The sequence below is a fragment of the Nocardioides xinjiangensis genome, assembly GCF_017916385.1.
GTDB lineage: Bacteria > Actinomycetota > Actinomycetes > Propionibacteriales > Nocardioidaceae > Nocardioides > Nocardioides xinjiangensis.
Map to the genome: position 1 here is coordinate 740,110 of NZ_JAFMSW010000001.1, position 19,295 is coordinate 759,404.

Annotated in this window: 17 protein-coding genes; 2 read left to right on the top strand and 15 right to left on the bottom strand. The window is 72.6% G+C overall.

The genetic code is table 11. The features are described from left to right. Positions 1–14: 14 nt before the first annotated feature. The 8 genes from J3P32_RS03600 to J3P32_RS03635 form a co-directional block, all read right to left on the bottom strand. On the bottom strand, positions 15–1,148 hold the full coding sequence (locus J3P32_RS03600; protein WP_210438479.1) for an ROK family transcriptional regulator: 1,134 nt from the start codon (positions 1,146–1,148) through the stop codon (positions 15–17). Between the two features lie 300 nt (positions 1,149–1,448). Beyond that, positions 1,449–1,928 (bottom strand): SsrA-binding protein SmpB, encoded by a 480-nt coding sequence (gene smpB, locus J3P32_RS03605; RefSeq protein ID WP_210438480.1) that lies wholly within the window; start codon positions 1,926–1,928, stop codon positions 1,449–1,451. 61 nt (positions 1,929–1,989) lie between these two features. Next, positions 1,990–3,255 carry a M23 family metallopeptidase gene (locus J3P32_RS18375; RefSeq protein ID WP_210438481.1) on the bottom strand — a complete coding sequence of 422 codons (1,266 nt, stop codon included), beginning with the start codon at positions 3,253–3,255 and terminating at the stop codon, positions 1,990–1,992. An 87-nt stretch (positions 3,256–3,342) separates the two neighbouring features. Continuing rightward, on the bottom strand, positions 3,343–4,251 hold the full coding sequence (gene ftsX, locus J3P32_RS03615; RefSeq protein WP_210438482.1) for a permease-like cell division protein FtsX: 909 nt from the start codon (positions 4,249–4,251) through the stop codon (positions 3,343–3,345). 66 nt (positions 4,252–4,317) lie between these two features. Beyond that, complete coding sequence (ftsE, locus tag J3P32_RS03620; protein WP_210438483.1) at positions 4,318–5,007, bottom strand: cell division ATP-binding protein FtsE; 690 nt, start codon at positions 5,005–5,007, stop codon at positions 4,318–4,320. A gap of 200 nt (positions 5,008–5,207) precedes the next feature. Continuing rightward, entirely contained in the window at positions 5,208–6,323 is a 1,116-nt protein-coding gene (gene prfB / locus J3P32_RS03625; RefSeq protein ID WP_210438484.1) for a peptide chain release factor 2, read from the bottom strand. Between the two features lie 32 nt (positions 6,324–6,355). Beyond that, positions 6,356–6,613 (bottom strand): hypothetical protein, encoded by a 258-nt coding sequence (locus J3P32_RS03630; RefSeq protein WP_210438485.1) that lies wholly within the window; start codon positions 6,611–6,613, stop codon positions 6,356–6,358. A gap of 917 nt (positions 6,614–7,530) precedes the next feature. Further along, positions 7,531–8,313 carry an NPCBM/NEW2 domain-containing protein gene (locus tag J3P32_RS03635; RefSeq protein WP_210438486.1) on the bottom strand — a complete coding sequence of 261 codons (783 nt, stop codon included), beginning with the start codon at positions 8,311–8,313 and terminating at the stop codon, positions 7,531–7,533. A gap of 95 nt (positions 8,314–8,408) precedes the next feature. Here J3P32_RS03635 and J3P32_RS03640 point away from each other — a divergent pair, with 95 nt between their 5' ends. Beyond that, positions 8,409–10,979, top strand: a complete 2,571-nt coding sequence (locus J3P32_RS03640; RefSeq protein WP_210438487.1) for an ATP-binding protein — start codon at positions 8,409–8,411, stop codon at positions 10,977–10,979. A gap of 79 nt (positions 10,980–11,058) precedes the next feature. Beyond that, positions 11,059–11,310 carry a DUF4242 domain-containing protein gene (locus J3P32_RS03645; protein ID WP_210438488.1) on the top strand — a complete coding sequence of 84 codons (252 nt, stop codon included), beginning with the start codon at positions 11,059–11,061 and terminating at the stop codon, positions 11,308–11,310. A gap of 6 nt (positions 11,311–11,316) precedes the next feature. On the opposite strand, the gene treZ is transcribed toward J3P32_RS03645, so the two are convergent. The 7 genes from treZ to J3P32_RS03680 all read right to left on the bottom strand — a co-directional run bounded on the left by treZ (position 11,317) and on the right by J3P32_RS03680 (position 19,271). Beyond that, the gene (gene treZ / locus J3P32_RS03650) at positions 11,317–13,056 is read right to left on the bottom strand and encodes a malto-oligosyltrehalose trehalohydrolase (protein WP_210438489.1); all 1,740 of its coding nucleotides are present in this window, start codon (positions 13,054–13,056) and stop codon (positions 11,317–11,319) included. A gap of 1 nt (position 13,057) precedes the next feature. Further along, positions 13,058–15,346: a malto-oligosyltrehalose synthase gene (treY, locus tag J3P32_RS03655; RefSeq protein WP_210438490.1), complete on the bottom strand. Its 2,289-nt coding sequence runs from the start codon at positions 15,344–15,346 to the stop codon at positions 13,058–13,060. After that, on the bottom strand, positions 15,343–17,520 hold the full coding sequence (gene glgX / locus J3P32_RS03660; RefSeq protein ID WP_210438491.1) for a glycogen debranching protein GlgX: 2,178 nt from the start codon (positions 17,518–17,520) through the stop codon (positions 15,343–15,345). The genes treY and glgX overlap by 4 nt, the downstream gene beginning before the upstream one ends. A gap of 244 nt (positions 17,521–17,764) precedes the next feature. Beyond that, complete coding sequence (locus J3P32_RS03665; RefSeq protein ID WP_246849866.1) at positions 17,765–18,226, bottom strand: TadE/TadG family type IV pilus assembly protein; 462 nt, start codon at positions 18,224–18,226, stop codon at positions 17,765–17,767. Then, positions 18,223–18,693: a hypothetical protein gene (locus J3P32_RS03670; RefSeq protein WP_210438492.1), complete on the bottom strand. Its 471-nt coding sequence runs from the start codon at positions 18,691–18,693 to the stop codon at positions 18,223–18,225. Before J3P32_RS03670 ends, J3P32_RS03665 begins: the two co-directional genes overlap by 4 nt. Beyond that, on the bottom strand, positions 18,690–19,088 hold the full coding sequence (locus J3P32_RS03675) for a TadE/TadG family type IV pilus assembly protein (RefSeq protein ID WP_210438493.1): 399 nt from the start codon (positions 19,086–19,088) through the stop codon (positions 18,690–18,692). Before J3P32_RS03675 ends, J3P32_RS03670 begins: the two co-directional genes overlap by 4 nt. Beyond that, positions 19,089–19,271, bottom strand: coding sequence for a hypothetical protein (locus J3P32_RS03680; protein WP_210438494.1), 183 nt, complete (start codon positions 19,269–19,271; stop codon positions 19,089–19,091). It abuts the gene before it with no gap. Positions 19,272–19,295 lie beyond the last annotated feature (24 nt).

Sequence of the window (19,295 nt, forward strand, 5' to 3'; positions counted from 1 at the left end):
GCTGGCCGGGTCGCTCACGAGACGCCCAGTTCTCCGGCAAGCACGAGTACGGCCGCTCCCACGACCACGACGTCCTCGCCGAGCTTGGAGGTGCGGACCGCCAGGCCCGTGGAGCTGATGGGCATCGTCCGCTCGCGGATGGTGCGGTCGGCTGCGTCGAGCAGCGGGCCGTCGAGCAGCTCCGCGGGGCCGCTCAGCACGATCTCGTGCAGGTTGAGCGCGGCGACGATCGGCGCCAGCACCTCACCGAGCCGGGTGCCCACGGCGGCGAGCTCGGCCGGCCCGTCGGCGCCGGGTGCGGCGACCCGGCGCCGCAGGCGCGGCGCGGACAGGATCGTCTCGAGGCACCCGGTGCGCGAGCAGGCGCAGCGCTGCCCGTCGGGGTCGACGGCGACGTGCCCGATCTCGCCCGCGGCGCCGAGGTGGCCGTGCAGCAGGGAGCCGCCGAGCACGAAGCCGGCGCCGACACCGGTGCCGACCCGCAGGACCATCAGGCCGCCGTCGCCGGACTCGCCGAAGGTGTGCTCCCCGAGGACGGCGGTGTTGGCGTCGTTGGCGACGAGGACGGGAAGGTCGAAGGCCTCCGCGAGCCGGGCCGCGAGCGGCGTGTCGGTCCACGCCAGGTTGGGGGCGTCGATGACGGTGCCGGCGGTGTCGACGACGCCGGGGCTCCCGACCCCGATGCCGAGCACCGGCCTCTCGGCCATCGCCCTCAGCTCGGAGACCAGGCGCTGCACCAGCTCGACCGCCTCCTCCCCCTGCGCGCCGTCCACGTGCACCTCGTGGCGCGCCTGGACGCTGCCGGCGAGGTTGACCACGGCACCGGACATCCGGTCGGTCTCCGACAGGTCGAGCCCGATGATGTGGTGGGAGTCGACTGCGAGCCCGACGAGCGTGGGCGGCTTCCCGACCCGGCTCTCCGCCGGGGCGCCGAGCTCGGTGACGAGCCCGTCGGCGAGCATCTCGCCCACCAGGTCGGAGACCGTGACGCGGGTCAGCCCGCTGGCCCGGGCGAGGTCAGCGCGGCTGGCGGGGCCGTCGCGGAAGAGCTGCTGCAGCAGCAGCGCACGGTGGTGCCGGCGGGCGTCCTCCTGCAGGAGCTTGCCCCGCGGTCGCAGTGGGCGGCCCACCGGTGTGTGCTTCGTCACATTAGTTAGTTCAGCGCACTTACTTATCGCTGTCAAACAGTGCTGGCACTGGTCCAGCGCACCCCGCGCCTCGCGGCTAACGCCTCGCGGAGCGCGGGGCGCCGAGCGCGCGGGGTGCGAGCACGCGCCGCCGCGCGGCCCGTGGGTCGTCAGTGCCGGACGGGACCGCAGGCTCCGCCGGGCGCGTCCGGAGGGCCCTCGCGGGGCGGCGCTCCCGCGGAGGGGCTCGACGAGCCGGCCGCGGTCAGCGCGACGCCGGGACGGCGAGCGGGAGGAGGAGCACGGCGGCGTCCGCCGTGATCAGTCCCGGTGGCCCTTGAGGCGACGCTGGACGGCCTCGACCTTCTCGCGGTCGGCCTGCCGCTCGGCGAGCGTGTGCCGCTTGTCGTAGGCCTTCTTGCCCTTGGCCAGGGCGATCTCGACCTTGGCTCGGCCGTCCTTGAAGTAGAGCGAGAGCGGCACGATCGTGTAGCCCTTGTCGGTGATCTTGCGCTCGATCTTGTCGATCTCCGAGCGGTTCAGCAGCAGCTTGCGGCGCCGGCGGGCCGAGTGGTTGGTCCAGGTGCCCTGGCTGTACTCCGGGATGTGCACGCCGAGGAGCCACGCCTCGCCGTTGTCGATCTCCGCGAAGCCGTCGACCAGCGAGGCGCGACCCTGGCGCAGCGACTTCACCTCGGTGCCCATGAGGACCAGCCCGGCCTCCCAGGTGTCCTCGATGTGGTAGTCGTGGCGCGCCTTCTTGTTCTGCGCGACCATCTTCTGGCCCTGTTCCTTCGCCATCGGGCCATCCTCTCAGGCAGGCCCAGCGACCCGCACGGCGGTTTCGGGCGGTGCCGGGTGGTCAGAGGAAGTTCATCGGGTCGACCGCGGTGCCGTTGGCCATGACCGTGAAGTGCAGGTGGCAGCCGGTGCTCCAGCCCGTGCTGCCCTCGAAGCCGATGACCTGCCCCTCGGCGACGCGGTCGCCGACGCCCACGTTGTAGCTGCTGGCGTGGTTGTAGATCGTCGCGAGGCCGCGGCCGGCCAGCAGGCCGTGGTCGATGACGAGCCGGTTGCCGTAGACGCCGCTGTAGTACGACGACACGACCCTGCCGGACGCCGCGGCGCGGAGCGGGGTGCCGCACCCGCCACCGAAGTCGACACCGTCGTGCAGGCCCCAGTAGTGGTAGATGGGGTGGGTGCGGTAGCCGAACGGGGACGTGACGTAGCCGTCGACCGGGGAGGCGAGCACGCCGGTGGACGGGCCGCTCGCCGCGCCGCCGCGCGCCTGGGCCCGCTGCCGGCGGAGCGCCGCCAGCGCGCGCTTGCGGAGCATCTCCTCGATCTGCTGCTGCTCCCTCTCGAGCTTGCGGAGCTTGGCGAGGTCCTTCGCCCGGGCGTCGCGAGCGCCGGCGCGGGCGTCGCGGCGCTCGACGACGAGGGAGACCACGGAGTCCTTGGCCGCCTGCTGCTCGGCCTCGAGCTGCTGCATCAGCGTGAGGTGCTCCGCGGCGGCAGCGCGCTTCGCGGCCACGGCGTCCCGGGCCTCGGTGACCTGGTCCTCCCGCACCTGCAGGAGCACCTCCGAGGCCTTCAGCTCGTCGTACTCGCGGGCCTCCTGCCCGACGACGACGTCGCGCACGCCCTCGCGCCGGGTGAGCTCTTCGGTCGAGTCGGCGTCGAGGAGCGAGGAGAAGGCCAGCAGCTCGGGGTCGCCCTCGGAGTACATGTCGGCGACGGTGCGGGCCACCTTCTCGCGTTGGGCGTCGCGGTCGACCCGACCCTGGGCGAGGGCGGCCTCCGCCTCGACGAGCGCCTGCTCGGCGGCGACGAGCTGGGCCTGCATCTCGGCGTCGCGCTCCTGCGCCACCTCGACCTTGCCGCGTGCGGTCGCCAGCCGGGTCTTCGCGACGGCGAGCTGTTCCTGCGCCGCCGCGAGACGCGCGGCGGCCTTGCGCAGCTGGGCGCTGGACTCGTCGAGGTCCTGGTGCGCGCCCTTGAGCTGGCGCTGGACCTCGTCCTTCTTGTCCTTGAGGTCGTCGGCATGTGCTGCGGACACGCCCAGCGCCATGACCACGACCAGGGCTGCGGCCATGCGGCGGTGAGCGGCACGGGGGAAGGTACGCACCGGGGAGCCTTTGCGTTGGGGAAGCGGGGAAGGTCGCCTCCCCCGTCGGCACGACCGGGGAGACGGCTAGACGCTAACCTCCGCGACTCAGACTTTGAGGTATTTGCGCGTCAGCACGAGTGTCGGGAGCAGGGTCAGCACCGGACCGAGGATCCCGACGGCCGCTGCGGCCACCCAGAACTCGTCCCAGCCGATCCACGGCACGAAGCGCAGGTTGGACGCGAGGTCGCCGATCGCGAAGTGCAGGAACGCCGCCAGCGCCCCTCCCGCGAGCGCCACGCTGACGAGCGCGGTGACCAGCGCCTCGAGGAGGAACGGCAGCGCGATGTAGAGCGTGGAGGCGCCGACGAGGCGCATGATGCCGATCTCCTTGCGGCGCGCGAAGGCGGCGAGGCGGATCGTGTTGGCCACCAGCAGCAACGCGGCCAGGACCAGCAGCCCCGCGGTGCCGAGCGCGTACGTGCGCATCTTGGTGATCGTGGTCAGGATCGGTCCCACCTGCTCGCGCAGGTCGCGGACCCGCGAGACCCCGTCGAGGCCCTGCACCGCGCTGCTGATGCCCTCGTACTGCTCGGGGTCCTCGAGCGTGATCCAGATCGTCTGCGGCATGTCCTCGGCCGTCAGTGCCGGGTTGTCGCCGGAGAACAGCTCCGCGCCGTAGAGCTCCTTGGCCTTCTCGAGCGCGACCTCGCCCGACTCGAAGCGGTAGTCCGCGACCTCGGGGTTCTCCGCGACGACGGCCTCGATCTCGGCCTTCTGCGCCTCGGTCACCGGGTTGGGGCACACCGGGTTGGAGTCGTTGAGGCGGCACAGGTAGACGGTGATCTGCAGCTGGTTGCCGAAGTGCTCGGCAGCCCGCGTGGCCTGCTGCTGGAAGAGCAGGCCGATGCCCACCAGCGTCAGCGAGACGACGAGGGTGAGGATCACCGCCAGGTGCATCGTGAGGTTGCGTCGCAGGCCCTGGCCGAGCTCGGAGTAGACGTAGCGCAGCTGCATGGAGGTGAGGTCTCGATTCGTTCGGGTGCGGGTCCGGGTCGGGGCGGTCGGGGCCGCCGGCCGGGATCAGTTCTGGTGGCCGTAGACGCCCTGCGCCTGGTCGCGCACGACGTGGCCGTTCTCGAGCTCAATGACGCGCTTGCGCATCTGGTCGACGATGCCGGCGTCGTGCGTGGCCATCACGACCGTCGTACCGGTGCGGTTGATGCGGTCGAGGAGCTTCATGATGCCGACCGAGGTGGTCGGGTCGAGGTTGCCGGTGGGCTCGTCGGCGATGAGGATCATCGGCCGGTTGACGAACGCGCGCGCCACCGCGACGCGCTGCTGCTCGCCACCGGAGAGCTCGTCGGGCATCCGGTCGCCCTTGCCGCTGAGGCCCACGAGCTCGAGCGTCTCGGGGACGACGTCCTTGATCTCCTTGCGCGACTTGCCGATGACCTGGAGCGCGAAGGCGACGTTCTCCGTCACCGTCTTGTTGGGCAGCAGGCGGAAGTCCTGGAAGACGGTGCCGATGTCGCGGCGCAGCCGGGGCACCTTCCAGCCGGCGAGCCGGTTGATCTCCTTGCCGGCGACGTAGACGCGGCCCTGCGTGGGGCGGTACTCGCGCAGCACGAGGCGCAGGAAGGTCGACTTGCCCGACCCCGAGGACCCCACGAGGAAGACGAACTCCCCCTTCTCGACGTCGACGGAGACGTTGTCGAGCGCCGGGTGGGGGTGGCCGGGATAGGTCTTGGTGACCTTCTCGAAGCGAATCACGGCGTCGAGGCTACGTGAGGGGTGGAGGTGATCGGCGAATCCCGGTCCGGCCGCGGGATGTGAGGTGCCTGACCCTCCGGCGCAGGCACCGTGCGGGCAGTTCGAGCCGGGTGCCGCCGCGTCCACGCTCGACCGGCGAGCAGGAGCGACCCGACTGCCTGATCGTGCTGCGCTCAGCCGGGCACCTCGACGACCGTGGGTCAGGCGTCGACCTTCTCCGCGCCCCGTCGCCAGCGGATGCCGGCCTCCATGAAGTCGTCGAGGTCGCCGTCGAAGACCGCGCTGGGGTTGCCGGACTCGTGACCGGTGCGCAGGTCCTTGACGATCTGGTACGGGTTGAGGACGTAGTTGCGCATCTGGTCGCCCCAGCTGGCGGCGACGTCGCCCTTGAGGTCCTTCTTGAGCGCGGCCTCCTCGGCCTTCTTCTGCGCGAGCAGCTTGGCCTTGAGCACCACCATGGCCGACGCCTTGTTCTGCAGCTGGGACTTCTCGTTCTGGCACGACACGACGATGCCGGTGGGGATGTGCGTCAGCCGCACCGCGGAGTCGGTGGTGTTGACCGACTGGCCGCCGGGGCCGCCGGAGCGGAAGACGTCGACCCGGATGTCGTTCTCGTCGACCTCGATCTCGTCGGTCTGCTCGAGCACGGGGACCACCTCGACGGCCGCGAACGACGTCTGGCGGCGGCCCTGGTTGTCGAAGGGGCTGATCCGCACGAGGCGGTGGGTGCCGGCCTCGACCGAGAGGGTGCCGTAGGCGTAGGGCGCGTGGATGGCGAACTCGGCGGACTTGATGCCCGCCTCCTCGGCGTAAGAGACGTCGTAGACCTCGACGCCGTACTTGTGCTGCTCGGCCCAGCGCGTGTACATCCGCATGAGCATCTCGGCGAAGTCGGCGGCGTCGACGCCACCGGCGCCCGAGCGGATCGTCACGATCGCCTCGCGCTCGTCGTACTCCCCCGACAGCAGGGTGCGGATCTCGAGCGATTCGACGGCCTTCTTGATGCGGCCCAGCTCGGCCTCGGAGTCGGCGAGCGTGTCGGCGTCGCCCTCCTCCTGCGCCATCTCGACCATCAGCGCGAGGTCCTCGACGCGGGTCTGCAGGCCGGTGTAGCGGTCGAGCTCGCCCTGCAGGGCGGAGAGCCGGCCGGTGACGCGGGTGGCGTTCTCCTGGTCGTCCCAGAGGTCCGGGGCGGCGACCTGCTCCCCCAGCTCGGCGATCTCGGCGCGCATCCGGTCGAGGTCGAGGACCTGGCCGATGGTCTTCATGGTCGCCTGGAGCTGCTTGATCTCTACGTCGAAGTCGATGCCTGCCACAAGGAGCAACAGTACGGCGTCGGGCGCGGAGGTCAGAACTGCAGGACGACCCGGCCGTCGCCGCCTCGGCCGGCCGTGCCGGCGCCCCTGCCGCCGTTGCCCTCGGCGACGGGGCCGGCGACGTTGGACACCGGTGCGGCCGTCGCGCCGCGCGTGTAGCTCGACCCGGCACCTCCGGCGCCTCCCGCATCGACGTTGGCGACGAGCTGACCGCCGAGGAGGACCGAGTTGGTACGGGTGCCTCCGGCGCCGCCGCCGGCGTACCCACCGCCGCCGCCCCCAGCGCCCACCCGCCCTCGTGGCACCCCAGACCCTCCATTGCCGCCGCCGTTCAGACCCTGACCGTTGACGCCGCCCGACGCACCTGGGGCGCCCTCCACCAGCAGACCACCCCCTGCTCCGCCTGTCCCCGGCGTGGTGGGGCCCCCGGGAGAGCCCACCGCTCCGCCGCCCCCACCTGCGCCGACCGCGCCGAACGGGTAGCTAGCCCCCGCGGCACCGCCGTTGCCTGCTGGGGCGACCGATGACCCGCCGGTCCCGGCGTCCTGCGAGCTCGGGGTTCCGTCGGCGCCAAGCCCGCCCTTTCCGCCACCACCGCCTGCCACCACGATCGGGGCGGCGCCGAGTAGGAGCGCAGTACCTCCTCCGCCTCCACCGGCCGCGAGGACGGAACCTCGACCGCCGGCACCGCCGCGGCCGTAACCGGTGCCGCCCGCCCCGGCCGAGGCCGCCGTGCCGGTGCCCTCGCCGCCTCCTCCACCGACGATGACAGTGAGGGTGACTCCCGACGCGTTAGTCGGCAGCGTGAAGGTGCCCGTGACGCGTCCGCCGTCGCCTCCCGAGTAGGCAGCACTACCGCCGCCCCCGCCCCCGACGACTTCGAACTGGACCGAGCGGTATCCGGCCGGGATCGTCACGGCGTACGAGCCGCGAGTCGTGTACGTGTGGGTGAAGCTCGCCGCGAACGCGGGCGCCGCGGTGGCCACCGAGATCGCCGGGACGCTCCAGGCCACGCCGCGGCTGAACGACCGCCGGGTCACACCGCGCTGCCCGCGCTCCTCGTGGCGCTGGTGTTCCATGTCTGTGTGCTTCCCGACGACGACCTGTTGACAACGTGAAGATATCAACAGGCTGTTGACGACGCGGGCGGATCCGGGAGCCTGTATCCCGGATCACGCCCGCGCCGGTGCGACCCCGGCCCGCGCGATCAGCGCGTGCAGAGCACCTCCGGGGTGGCGACCGCGACCGTGCCGGCCGGGGTCTCGCTCCTGGTGGCGTCGATCCTGAGGCGGAAGACGCCGGTCAGGTCGACGGTCTCGCCGGCGAAGACGGTGCCGACCGCGAGGGCGTGGTCGACGAGGACCGCGCCGTCGCCGGTGACCTTGACGGTTCCGGTCGCGCCGGTGACGGACTCGTCGGTGAGGGCGTAAGTCGCCCGCATCTCGGTGCACTTGCGGCCCAGCGTGTACTCGATCGAGGACGCGGCACCGAGCGTGGCGGTCGCGATGCTGTGGCCGTAGAACTCGGCACCGATGTTCACACCGGTCGGGACGTTGACGTTGGTCGCGACGGGCTGGCGGTCGACCAGCCTCTGCCAGCTGTACACCTCGACGGTGAGCGTCTTGCTGAAGCCTTTGGCGATGCCCTTCGAGGCCGGCTTGAGGACGCGGTACTCCCGGGTGCCGGGAGTCGAGGGGTCGTCCTGGAGCTTGTAGGTGCCGTTGCGCTTGATGGTCGCGGTGCCGCTGGGCCTCCACTTCCTCTTGCCGTCCACGCGCTGCTGCAGGACCACCTTCTGGCCGGCAGCCTTCGGCGTGACCCTGCCGCGCACCTTGAGGACGTCCTCCTTGCCGATCGCCACGGTCTTGTTGATCGACGCGGTGACGGTGTAGGCGTCGGCCTGGGCGGGCGCGGCGTGGACGGGCGCGCCGAGCGCGCACGCGCCGGCGGCGATGCCGGCGACTGCGGTCCACACGGTGGTGCGGTTCATGTGAGTTCCCCTCGTTCGGTCGGCCCGGGCGGGCCGTTGCGCGAGGGAGACGCGGGCGGACCCGGAGAAGTTGTCGCGGGTCTAGCATGCGGGGCATGGCGCTCCTCGAGCGCGACGAGCAGCTGCGCGCCGCGACCGGATACCTCGACGAGGCAGCGACCGGCCACGGTCGCCTGGTCTTCGTCGGAGGCGAGGCCGGCGTGGGCAAGACCACCTTCGTCGAGGCGCTCGCGGCGCGCGCCGACGCGCACGTGGGCTACGGCTGGTGCGACGGCTCCGCGACCCCACCACCGCTGGGGCCCCTGGTCGACCTGCTGCCCGACCTGCCGGACGGCACGTGGCCCGAGGACGCCACTCGGTCGCAGGTCTTCACCAACGTGCTCGCGGCGCTGCGCGACCCGCCGGACGGCACGCCGTACCTCCTCGTCGTCGAGGACGCCCACTGGGCCGACGAGGCGACGCTCGACCTGGTCCGCCACCTCGCTCGCCGCATCCACGGCTGCCGCGCGCTGGTCGTGGTGAGCTACCGGCCCGAGGACACCGTCGTCGGCGACGGGTTGCGGGTGCTGCTCGGCGACACCGCGTCGGCGACCGGCACCCGACGCATCGACCTGTCGCCGCTCACCTCCGACGGCGTGGCCAAGCTCGCGGCCGAGCACGGCGCCGTCGTCGGCGCCGCCGAGCTGCACGCGGTCACCGGCGGCAACCCGTTCTTCGTCACCGAGGCGCTGGCCGCCTCCGGCGGCCTCCCGCCCACCGTGCGCGACGCCGTGCTGGCGCGGGTGGCGCGGCTCGACGAGGCGGGACAGCGCGCGCTCGAGCTGGTGGCGCTCGCCGGCTCGCGGGCCGAGGCGGACCTCGTGGCCGACCTCCTGCCCGCCGGGCTCGCCGCGCTCGACGAGCCGTTGGCCCGCGGCCTGCTGCGCCGATCCGGCGGTGACGTGCTGTTCCGGCACGAGCTCGCGCGGCTCGCCGTCGTCGACGAGGTCCCCGCCGGCCGCGCGGTGCACCTGCACCGGCGCCTGCTCGCGGCGCTGGTCGGGCGCGGGGCCGATCCGGCGCGGCTCGCGCACCACGCCGAGGCGGCCGGGGACCGGGCCGCCGTGCTGGAGCACGCGCGGGCCGCCGCAGCAGCCGCCGCCACCCTCGGCGCGCACCGCGAGGCGTCGCGGCAGTACGAGCGTGCGCTGGCGCACGCGAGCGACCTGCCCCCGGCCGACCGGGCCCAGCTGCTCTGGGACCTCGGCTACGAGTACTACCTGACCAGCCGCATCGAGGAGTCCATCGAGACCGTCGCCCTGGCGCGGTCGCTCTGGGACGAGCTCGGCGACTCCGTGCGGGTGGGCGACGCCTGGCGGTGCGGGTCGCGGCTGCACTGGTTCGCGGGCCGCAACGACGAGGCCCGGGCGTACGCCGCCCGGGCCGTCGATCTGCTGGACCGCACCGGCACGGTCGAGGAGGCGATGGCACTCAGCAACCGCACGCAGCTCTCCATGCTGTCCACGCACCTCGCCAGCACGCGCGAGTGGGGCGGGCGCACCCTCGCCGCCCTCGACGCGCTGCCCCCGGGCACCGGCTCCGAGGAGGTGCGGGTCCACGCGCTCAACAACCTCGGCACAATCGAGGTCACGGCCGGTGAGCTCCACGCCGGGCAGCAGATGCTGCAGGAGTCGCTCGACGGCGCCCGCTCGGCGAACCTGCAGGAGCACGCCGCCCGCGCCTACTGCAACCTCGGCTCCACCGCTGTGGTCCAGCGGCGCCATGCCGATGCCCGCCGCTGGCTCGAGGAGGGCATCGTCTACTGCACCGACCGCGACCTCGACTCCTGGACCAGCTACCTGCTCGCCCTGCGCTCGCGGCTGCACCTCGACCGGTGGGAGGAGGCCGAGGCGCGGGCCGACGCCGCGGCGGTGATGCGTGGCGGCGCGAGCGCGGTCGGCTACCTGGAGCCGCTGCTGGTGACGGCGCTGCTCGACGTGCGCACCGGCGCGGGCGACGGGAGCGAGTCGTTCGCGCGCGCGGTCGAGATGTCGGAGGGCATGCAGGAGGCGCAGCGGGTGGGACCGACGGCGGCTGCCCGCAGCGAGGCGGCCTGGATCGCCGGCGACCGCGAGGCCGCGGAGCGCATCGCCGAGGAGGCGTGGCCCCACGTGCGCGACGTGGACTGCCCGTGGCACCGCGGCCAGGTGGCGACCTGGCTGCCCGCCGACGTGGACGCCGGGCTCCCGCTGTCGCCGCCGTACGTCCTCGAGCGCGCGGGTCGCTGGGCCGAGGCCGCGGCGTGCTGGGAGCGTCTGGAGTCGCCCTTCGAGCAGGGGCTCGCGCTGGCGCGCAGCGGCGAGGCCGAGCTGCTCGCCGACGCCGTGCGCATCTTCGACCGGCTCGGCGCGACAGCGGCGGGTGCTCGTGCCCGCGCGATGCTGCAGGCGCTCGGGGCCGCGGTGCCGCGGGCGACGCGGGCGAGCGCACACCCCCACGGGCTGACGCCGCGTGAGCAGGAGGTGCTCCGGCTCGTCGTCCGCGGGCTGGGCGACGCCGCGATCGCGGAGACGCTGGTGATCTCGAGGCGCACGGCGGAGCACCACGTGGCCTCGATCCTCGCCAAGGTCGGCGTCCGTAGCCGCAGGGAGCTGGAGATGGGTGGCGGCGACGGCTCATCTGGGTAGTGACTACCGATGAGCCGGGGGGGCTGGGTGTCGTCCACTCGAGGTGTCAGCACGACACCAACGAGGAAGGAACACCGAGATGCCGCTCTACATGGACGTCCACTCGCTCGGCGACGGAGTCACGATGGACGACGTCGCCAAGGCGCACCAGGCCGACCTGGCCACCCAGGGAGCCCACGACGTGAGCTACCAGCGCTACTGGGTCGACGAGGAGAAGGGGCAGATCTTCTGCCTCGTCGAGGCTCCCTCCGCGGAGGCCGCCAACACGGTGCACCGCGAGGCCCACGGCCTCGTCGCGGACCGCATCTTCCAGGTGCAGGAAGGCGTCTGAGCCCGGTCAGCGCAGCAGCGCGCCGGCGTGCGGCGGCACGGTCAGCGTGTCGCCGCGCACGTCGACGCCCGACGGCGTCTCGAACAGCACCTCGCTCGCGTCGACCGCGACGCTGGCCTCGGTCTCCCCGGTGTTGACGACCACCAGAAGGTCACCGCGCCGCATGGTGAACAGGCGGCCGTCGACGGTGCACGACACCGACCCGAACGCCGGGTCGGTGAGCTGGGGCAGCTCGCGCCGCAGCCGCGCCAGCCGGCGGTAGCAGTCGAGGACCACGGCGTGCCGGCCCTCGGTGAGCTCGTCCCAGTCGAGCCGGGAGCGGTGGAAGGTCTCCGGGTCCTGGGGGTCGAGCACGTCGGCGGGGTCCCAGCCCATCTTGGCGAACTCCTCGATGCGCCCCTCGGCGGTGGCCGTGCCGAGCTCGGGCTCGGGGTGGGAGGTGAAGAAAGCGAACGGCGTCGAGGCCGCCCACTCCTCCCCCATGAACAGCATCGGGGTGAACGGCCCTGCCAGCGTCAGCAGGGCGGCGCAGGCGAGCTGGTCGTCGTCGAGGTGCTCGGCGAGCCGGTCGCCGCGGGCGCGGTTGCCGACCTGGTCGTGGTTCTGGTTGGCCACGACCAGGCGCCACGTCGGCATGTGCTCGGTGTCCACTGGCTTGCCGTGGTCGCGCTCGCGGAACGACGAGTACGTCCCGTCGTGGAAGAAGCCCTTCTCGCACACCTTCGCCAGCGCCTCGAGCGGCTCGAAGTCGGCGTAGTAGCCCGTGGTCTCCCGGCTCAGCGCGACGTGGACGGCGTGGTGGAAGTCGTCGCTCCACTGGGCGTCGAGGCCGTAGCCGCCCGCCTCGCGCGGGCGGACGAGCAGCGTGTCGTTGAGGTCGGACTCCGCAATCAGCGTCAGCGGGCGCCCGAGGTGCGCGGACAGCGCCGCGGTCTCGATCGCCATCTGCTCGAGCAGGTGCACCTCGGAGGTGTCGGCCAGCGCGTGCACGGCGTCCAGCCGCAGTGCGTCGACGTGGTAGTCCTCGAACCACATGCGGATGTTGTCGAGGATGTAGCGGCGCACCTCGGCCGACCCCTCGGCGTCGAGGTTGACCATGTCGCCCCAGGTGTTGCGCCCGTCCTTGAGGTAGGGCCCGAACAGCGGGAGGTAGTTGCCCGAGGGTCCGAGGTGGTTGTAGACCACGTCCTGGACGACGCCGAGCCCCTTGGCGTGGCAGGCGTCGACGAAGCGCTTGTAGGCGTCGGGGCCGCCGTAGCCCTCGTGGACCGCGAACCAGCCGACGCCGTCGTAGCCCCAGTTGTGGGTGCCGTTGAAGGCGTTCACCGGCATCAGCTCGACGAGGTCCACGCCGATGTCGAGGAGGTGGTCGAGCCGGTCGATCGCCGAGTCGAGCGTGCCGTCGGGCGTGAACGTGCCGACGTGCAGCTCGTAGACCACCGAGCCGGCGAGCTGGCGTCCAGTCCAGGCCGCGTCGCCCCACTCGTACGTCGTCACGTCGCGCCGCGACAGGCCGTGCACGCCGTCGGGCTGCCGGCGCGAGCGGGGGTCGGGGCGCGGGTCGGGGTCGTCGTCGACGAGGTAGCCGTAGTCGACGGCGGCGTCGCGGTCGGGCACCGGCTCGGTGGGCGTCCACCAGCCGTCGTCGCCGCGGGTCATCTCGACCACCTCGCCCGCCAGGGCCAGCCGCAGCCGCTCTGGCCGGGGCGCCCACACGTCGAAGGGTCCGCGGGTCGTGGCAGTCATGTCAGTCCTTCTTCACGAGCAGGGCGACGGGGTGGACGGCGAGCAGGTCGGCCAGCCTGCCGTCGGTGTCGAGCCCGGTGAGCACGTCGTGCCAGCGCCCCTCGGGCAGGTCGAGCGTGGTGTCGTCCCAGCCACCGGTCGTGGCCAGCCCGACCGGGAGCCGCGTGGCGACGGTGATGGCGCCCCCGCGGTCGAACGCGAGCACGTGCCCTGCCGCGGTGCCCGACGCGGACACCGGCGTGTACCCCGTGAACAGCTCGGGCCGCTCGCGGCGCAGGGTCAGCGCGGTGCACGTGACGTGCAGCTTGTCGACCGCGTCGTCCTCGTCGTCGCCGGCGAGGACCGCGGCGCGGTGGTCGAAGTCGACGGGCCGGCGGTTGTCCGGGTCGACGAGCGAGGTCTCCCACAGCTCGCTGCCTTGGTAGACGTCGGGCACGCCGGGCATGGTGATCGCGACGAGCTTGGCCGACAGCGAGTTCGAGCGGCCCGGGGCGTCCACGCGGGCGGCGAGGTCGGCCAGCACGGCGCGCACCTCCTCGGAGTCGAAGATCGCGTCGATGGCGGCGTGCACCTGGGCCTCGTACGCCTCGTCGGGCTCGGTCCACGTCGTCCGGTCGCCCGCCTCGCGCATCGCCTTCTCGGCGTAGCCGTGCAGGCGGTCGGGCAGGTCGGGCAGGTGGTCGGGCGTCCAGGCGCCGAGCACCGCCTGCCAGAGCAGCGAGCCGAAGGCGGGGTCCGGCACGGGCGCGAGCCGCAGCAGCTCGTCGAGGGCCCGCTCCCAGTGGCCCGGCTCCTCGGACAGCACGGTGATGCGCGCGCGGACGTCCTCGCCGCGCTTGGTGTCGTGGGTGGACAGCGTGACCATGGCGTCCGGCCAGTCGCGCTGCCGCTCCGCCATCGCCTCGTGGAACTCCTCCACGCCGATCGAGAAGACCGACGGGTCGCCACCGACCTCGTTCAGCGAGGTGAGCCGCGACCAGCGGTAGAAGGAGCAGTCCTCCACGCCCTTGGCCATCACCATGCCCGACGTCTGCTGGAAGCGCCGCGCGGGCTGGCTCCACTCGTCGTGGAGGACCGGCTCGAGCAGGTCGAAGGTGGCGGCGAGGTCGGGGCGCTCCTCCCGAGCCCGGGCGAACGCCTGCTCGAGGTGCTCACGGCCCTCCGGGAGGTACGACCGGTAGACCGGGAAGCAGGCCAGGAGCTCGGCGAGGGCGTCGGCCACCGCGTCGTCGTCGGCTCCCTCGACGACCCGCGCCACCTCGCGGGTGATGCGCAGGACCTCGGCGTGCAGGATGCCGTCGGCGACGGCGCGCTTGTTGTCGTGGACCATCCGGTGCCAGTCCACCGACGTCCCGCGCAGCCGGTCCTCGAGGGCCGTCAGCGGCGCCTCGCCTGCCGGGTCGGTGAGGACGCGGTCGATGAAGGCGAGGGCGTCGTAGCCCGTCGTGCCCTCGGTCGCCCAGTCGGTCGGCAGGTGCTCGCCCGGCTCGAGGATCTTCTCCACCAGGACGTAGGCGCCACCGGTGAGCGCGGCGAGGTCGTCGAGGTAGCGCTTGGGGTCGCGAAGGCCGTCGGGATGGTCCACCCGCAGCCCGTCGACGAGCCCCTCGTCGAACCAGCGCTTGATCTCGACGTGCGTCTCGGCGAAGACCTCCGGGTCCTCGACCCGGACGGCGGCGAGCGTGTTGACGGCGAAGAAGCGGCGGTAGTTGAGCTCCTCGTCGGCGGTGCGCCAGTTGACCAGCTCGTAGTGCTGCTCCTCCAGCGTCGAGGTGCCGGGCGCCATCGGGAAGCGCTGGTCGTGGTAGCGCACGACGTCGCCCTCGATGCGGATTGAGCCCTCGTCGTCGTCACCGACGACCGGGATCCGGATGCGTCCGTCGCCGGCCGCCCAGTCGACGTCGAAGGCGCTCGCGTGCTCGGACTCGCGGCCCAGCCGCAGCACGTCCCACCACCACGGGTCCTCCGACGGGGTCGCGACACCCACGTGGTTGGGCACGATGTCGACGAGCACGCCGAGCCCGAGGCGCCGCGCCTCCTTCGACAGCGCGTCCAGGCCCTCGGCGCCGCCGCGCTCGGGGTCGACGTGGTCGAAGGCCACGACGTCGTACCCGTGCGTGCTGCCCGGCTCGGAGGCCAGCAGCGGCGAGAGGTACACCCAGTCGACCCCGAGGTCGCGCAGGTACGGCAGGACGCGCGCGGCGTCGTACAGCGTGAAGTCCTGGCTGACCTGGAGGCGGTAGGTGTTGTGCGGCTTGGGCTTGTCGGACCGGGCGTCGGGTCGGGTCACGGCGCTTCTGTTCCCGCGGGGCTGGTCAGGGATGCGGCCACGGAGCGGTCGGTCTCCTCGGGCTCGGGCTCGACGTGCTGGCGCAGCACGAGGGTGGACCGCTCCCCCATCGGCAGCGTCGTGCCCGCGGCGCAGCGGCCGCGGTCGTCGGCGACGCCGCCGGTGTCGATGAGCACGTCCCACGCCTCGGCGAACTCGGCGGGCGGCAGGGTCACCTCGCACTCGCCGTCGGCGTTGAACCACAGCAGGAAGTGGTCGTCGCGGATCGGGTTGCCGCGGGAGTCGCGGGTGCCGATCGCGTCGCCGTTGAGGTACATGCCGAGCGACTTCAGCCCCGACTCCCAGTCGCCGTCCTCCATCGCCCGGCCGTCGGGGTGCAGCCAGACGATGTCGTCGAGGCCGTTCTCGTCGGCCTGGCCGGTGAAGAACTGGCGGCGGCGGAAGGTGCGGTGCTCGCGGCGCAGCCGGGACACGGCGGCGACGAACTCGATGAGCCCCTGGTCCGCCTCGTCCCAGTGGACCCAGGTCAGCTCGTTGTCCTGGGCGTAGCCGTTGTTGTTGCCGTTCTGCGTGCGGCCGAGCTCGTCGCCGTGCAGCAGCATCGGCACGCCCTGGCTGAGCAGCAGCGTGGCGATGAAGTTGCGCTGCTCGCGCGAGCGCAGCGCGTTGATGTGCGGGTCGTCCGTGGGGCCCTCGACGCCGTGGTTCCACGAGCGGTTGTGGCTCTCGCCGTCGTTGTTGTCCTCGCCGTTGGCCTCGTTGTGCTTCTCGTTGTAGGAGACGAGGTCGCGCAGCGTGAAGCCGTCGTGGGCGGTGACGAAGTTGATGCTCGCGAAGGGGCGGCGTCCGGAGTTCTCGTAGAGGTCGGACGACCCGGCCACGCGGGACGCGAACTCGCCCAGCGCCGGCTCGCCGCGCCAGAAGTCGCGGACGGTGTCGCGGTAGGCGCCGTTCCACTCGGTCCACTGCGGCGGGAAGCCGCCGACCTGGTAGCCGCCGGGACCGACGTCCCAGGGCTCGGCGATCAGCTTGACCTGGCTCACCACCGGGTCCTGCTGCACGAGCTCGAAGAACGTGGCGAGGCGGTCGACCTCGTAGAACTCGCGGGCCAGCGTGGAGGCGAGGTCGAAGCGGAAGCCGTCGACGTGCATCTCGGTGACCCAGTAGCGCAGCGAGTCCATGATCAGCTGCAGCGAGTGCGGGTGCCGGACGTTGAGGGAGTTCCCGGTGCCGGTGTAGTCCATGTAGTACTGCTGGTCGTCCTCGACGAGGCGGTAGTAGGCCGCGTTGTCGATGCCCTTCATGCTCAGCGTCGGCCCGAGGTGGTTGCCCTCGGCGGTGTGGTTGTAGACCACGTCGAGGATGACCTCGATGCCGGCGGCGTGCAGCGACTTGACCATCGCCTTGAACTCCTGGACCTGCTGGCCCAGCCCGCGCGTGGAGGCGTACGACTCCTGCGGCGCGAAGAAGCCGATCGTGTTGTAGCCCCAGTAGTTGCGCAGGCCCTTCTGCACGAGCGCGTCGTCCTGGACGAACTGGTGCACCGGCATCAGCTCGATCGCGCTCACGCCGAGGCGGGTCAGGTGCTCGATGACGGCCGGGTGGGCGATGCCGGCGTACGTCCCGCGCAGCTCCTCCGGGACCTCGGGGTGCAGCTGGGTGAGGCCCTTGACGTGCGCCTCGTAGATGAGCGTGTCGTGGTACGGCGTGCGCGGGCGGCTTTCGCCCTCCCAGTCGAAGAACGGGTTGACGACCACGCCCAGCATCACGTGGTCGAGCGAGTCGTCGTCGTTGGTCTTCTCCGGCTCGTCGAAGTCATAGGAGAACACCGACGGGTCCCACTCGTACTCCCCGACCGTCGCCTTGGCGTAGGGGTCGAGCAGCAGCTTGTTGGGGTTGCAGCGCAGGCCCTGCGCGGGGTCCCACGGACCGTGCACGCGGTAGCCGTAGCGCTGGCCGGGCTGCACGCCCGGCAGGTAGGCGTGCCACACGAACGCGTCGACCTCGGTCAGCTCGACGCGGGTCTCGACGCGCTTGCCGTCCTGGTCGGGGTCCTCGTCGATGAGGCACAGCTCCACGCGTTCGGCGACCTCGCTGAAGAGCGCGAAGTTCGTGCCGGTGCCGTCGTAGGTGGCTCCCAGGGGATAGGCCGATCCGGGCCAGGTCTCCGTCATGCCCCGAACGTACCCGCGACCGGCCGGTAGGCAGCAGACGGACCATCCGGCGGGGTGGGGTCGGTGGCGACCGTCACCGGGCGCTCCCCGGGGCCCGGGCCTGCGTCATACGAAGCGGGGCCTATGGGTGCGGGTCCGCATGACGCTCGGGCCGCCGGCGCGCCAGCGTCACACGAAGCGGGGCCTATGGGTGCGGGTTCGTATGACGCTCGCGCGCCCGGCGGGGCGGCGGGGGCGGCCGCGCTCAGTCGGCGACGACGGTCACGGCGGCGGTGCTGCTCGCGCCGACGACGGGGTTGCCCGGCGAGCCGGGAATCGTCAGCGGGAGGTCGAGCGGCGCACGCAGCAGCACCGTGACCGAGCGGCCGACCGGGTCGACCCGGACCGCGACGTGGATGCCGGGGTACTTCGTGGCGGCGTCCGCGCGGGCGAGGTACTCGCGCACTGCGACCTCGACCGCCGCCTCCTGCTGGGTCAGCCGCACCCCGTCGAGGCCCTGCTCGTAGACACCCGCCGAGCCGAGGTCGGCGCCGTACAGCGCCGCGCCGTCGGCGAGGTTGTCGAGCCCCTGCCGCTGGAGGTACGCCGCCGACGCGTCGATGACGACGACGATCGCCATCAGCAGGATGCCGGCGAATCCGATGATCAGCAGCGTGACCTGCCCGCACTCGTCGCGTCTGCCGCCCCGAACCGCAGGCCGGATCAACGCCCACGCCCCTCGCCGTCGGGCGGCGCGCTCTCGACGTACTGCCCGATCGGCACCGTGTGCGTCGCGTCGAGCGAGAAGCTCGCAGCGCCCTTGCCGAGGATGTCGGGGAAGAGCGGCAGGTCGACCGCGGAGTCGACGCGCACGGTGATCACCGACGTCCCGACGTGGCAGCTGTCCCCGGGTGTCTGGCAGCTGACCGTGACCGTCGCGCGCTGGCCGGGCGTGCCCTGGTCGGCGAGGACCTGCCGTACGACGGCCTCCGCCCGCGCCTCGCCGGTGGCGTCGTCGGGCGCGAGCGCGTACGCGCGGCCGGCTGCGCGGGCAGCGGCGCTCGTGGCGAACGCGCCCTGCTGCACCTCGAAGACCGAGATCACGATCCACACCAGCGGCACCAGCAGGATGATCGCCAGCCAGCTGAACTCCACGAGGGCCGAGCCGCGGTCGTCGCGGAGGCGCCGCCTCATGGCTGCACCGTGTCGTGCTCGGCGACGGCGTGGCCGGTCACCCGGACGCGGACGCCGGTGCCGAGACCGAGGACGCCGACGTCGGCCTCCACCACCGCCTCGTAGCCGGGCGCGCCGCCGAGGAGGGCCGGCCGGACCGTGACCGACCGCACGAAGTCCTGCGACAGCGCGCCGTCGACGAGCTCGTGCACCTTCGCCTGACCGGCCGGCGCAGAGGACCCGGCGACCGCGGCGTGCCGCGCCCCCTCGGCGGCCGCCGAGGCGAGGGTGTTGCGCACGTGGAGCACGAGGGCGAGCTGGAGGATGCCGAGCACCAGCGGCAGCAGGACCAGCAGGACGAGGACGAAGTCGACGACCGCCGCCCCGCGCTCCCCGGCGCGAGCGCCGGGAGCCACCTAGCCGCTGACCATCGAGAACGCCCGCGCGAGAAGGGCGCGGAGCTCGTCGCGGACGAACGGCGTGAGCGCCGCGACGACGATCGCGGTCATCAGCGTGACGAGCACCCAGCCCGGCACGTCGCCGCGCTCGTCGCGCGGACGGTCGAGGAGGAGCAGGAGTCCCGAGACGGCTTGCTGCATGTGAGGTGTCCTTTCGGTGTCGGA

What these genes read in the sequence shown, in the direction of transcription:
- smpB (WP_210438480.1), bottom strand. Translation starts at nt 1,928, where the DNA reads ATGGCGAAGGAACAGGGCCAGAAGATGGTCGCGCAGAACAAGAAGGCG.
- ftsX (WP_210438482.1), bottom strand. Translation starts at nt 4,251, where the DNA reads ATGCAGCTGCGCTACGTCTACTCCGAGCTCGGCCAGGGCCTGCGACGC.
- J3P32_RS03635 (WP_210438486.1), bottom strand. Translation starts at nt 8,313, where the DNA reads ATGAACCGCACCACCGTGTGGACCGCAGTCGCCGGCATCGCCGCCGGC.
- J3P32_RS03640 (WP_210438487.1), top strand. Translation starts at nt 8,409, where the DNA reads ATGGCGCTCCTCGAGCGCGACGAGCAGCTGCGCGCCGCGACCGGATAC.
- J3P32_RS03645 (WP_210438488.1), top strand. Translation starts at nt 11,059, where the DNA reads ATGCCGCTCTACATGGACGTCCACTCGCTCGGCGACGGAGTCACGATG.
- treZ (WP_210438489.1), bottom strand. Translation starts at nt 13,056, where the DNA reads ATGACTGCCACGACCCGCGGACCCTTCGACGTGTGGGCGCCCCGGCCA.
- glgX (WP_210438491.1), bottom strand. Translation starts at nt 17,520, where the DNA reads ATGACGGAGACCTGGCCCGGATCGGCCTATCCCCTGGGAGCCACCTAC.
- J3P32_RS03670 (WP_210438492.1), bottom strand. Translation starts at nt 18,693, where the DNA reads ATGAGGCGGCGCCTCCGCGACGACCGCGGCTCGGCCCTCGTGGAGTTC.
- J3P32_RS03680 (WP_210438494.1), bottom strand. Translation starts at nt 19,271, where the DNA reads ATGCAGCAAGCCGTCTCGGGACTCCTGCTCCTCCTCGACCGTCCGCGC.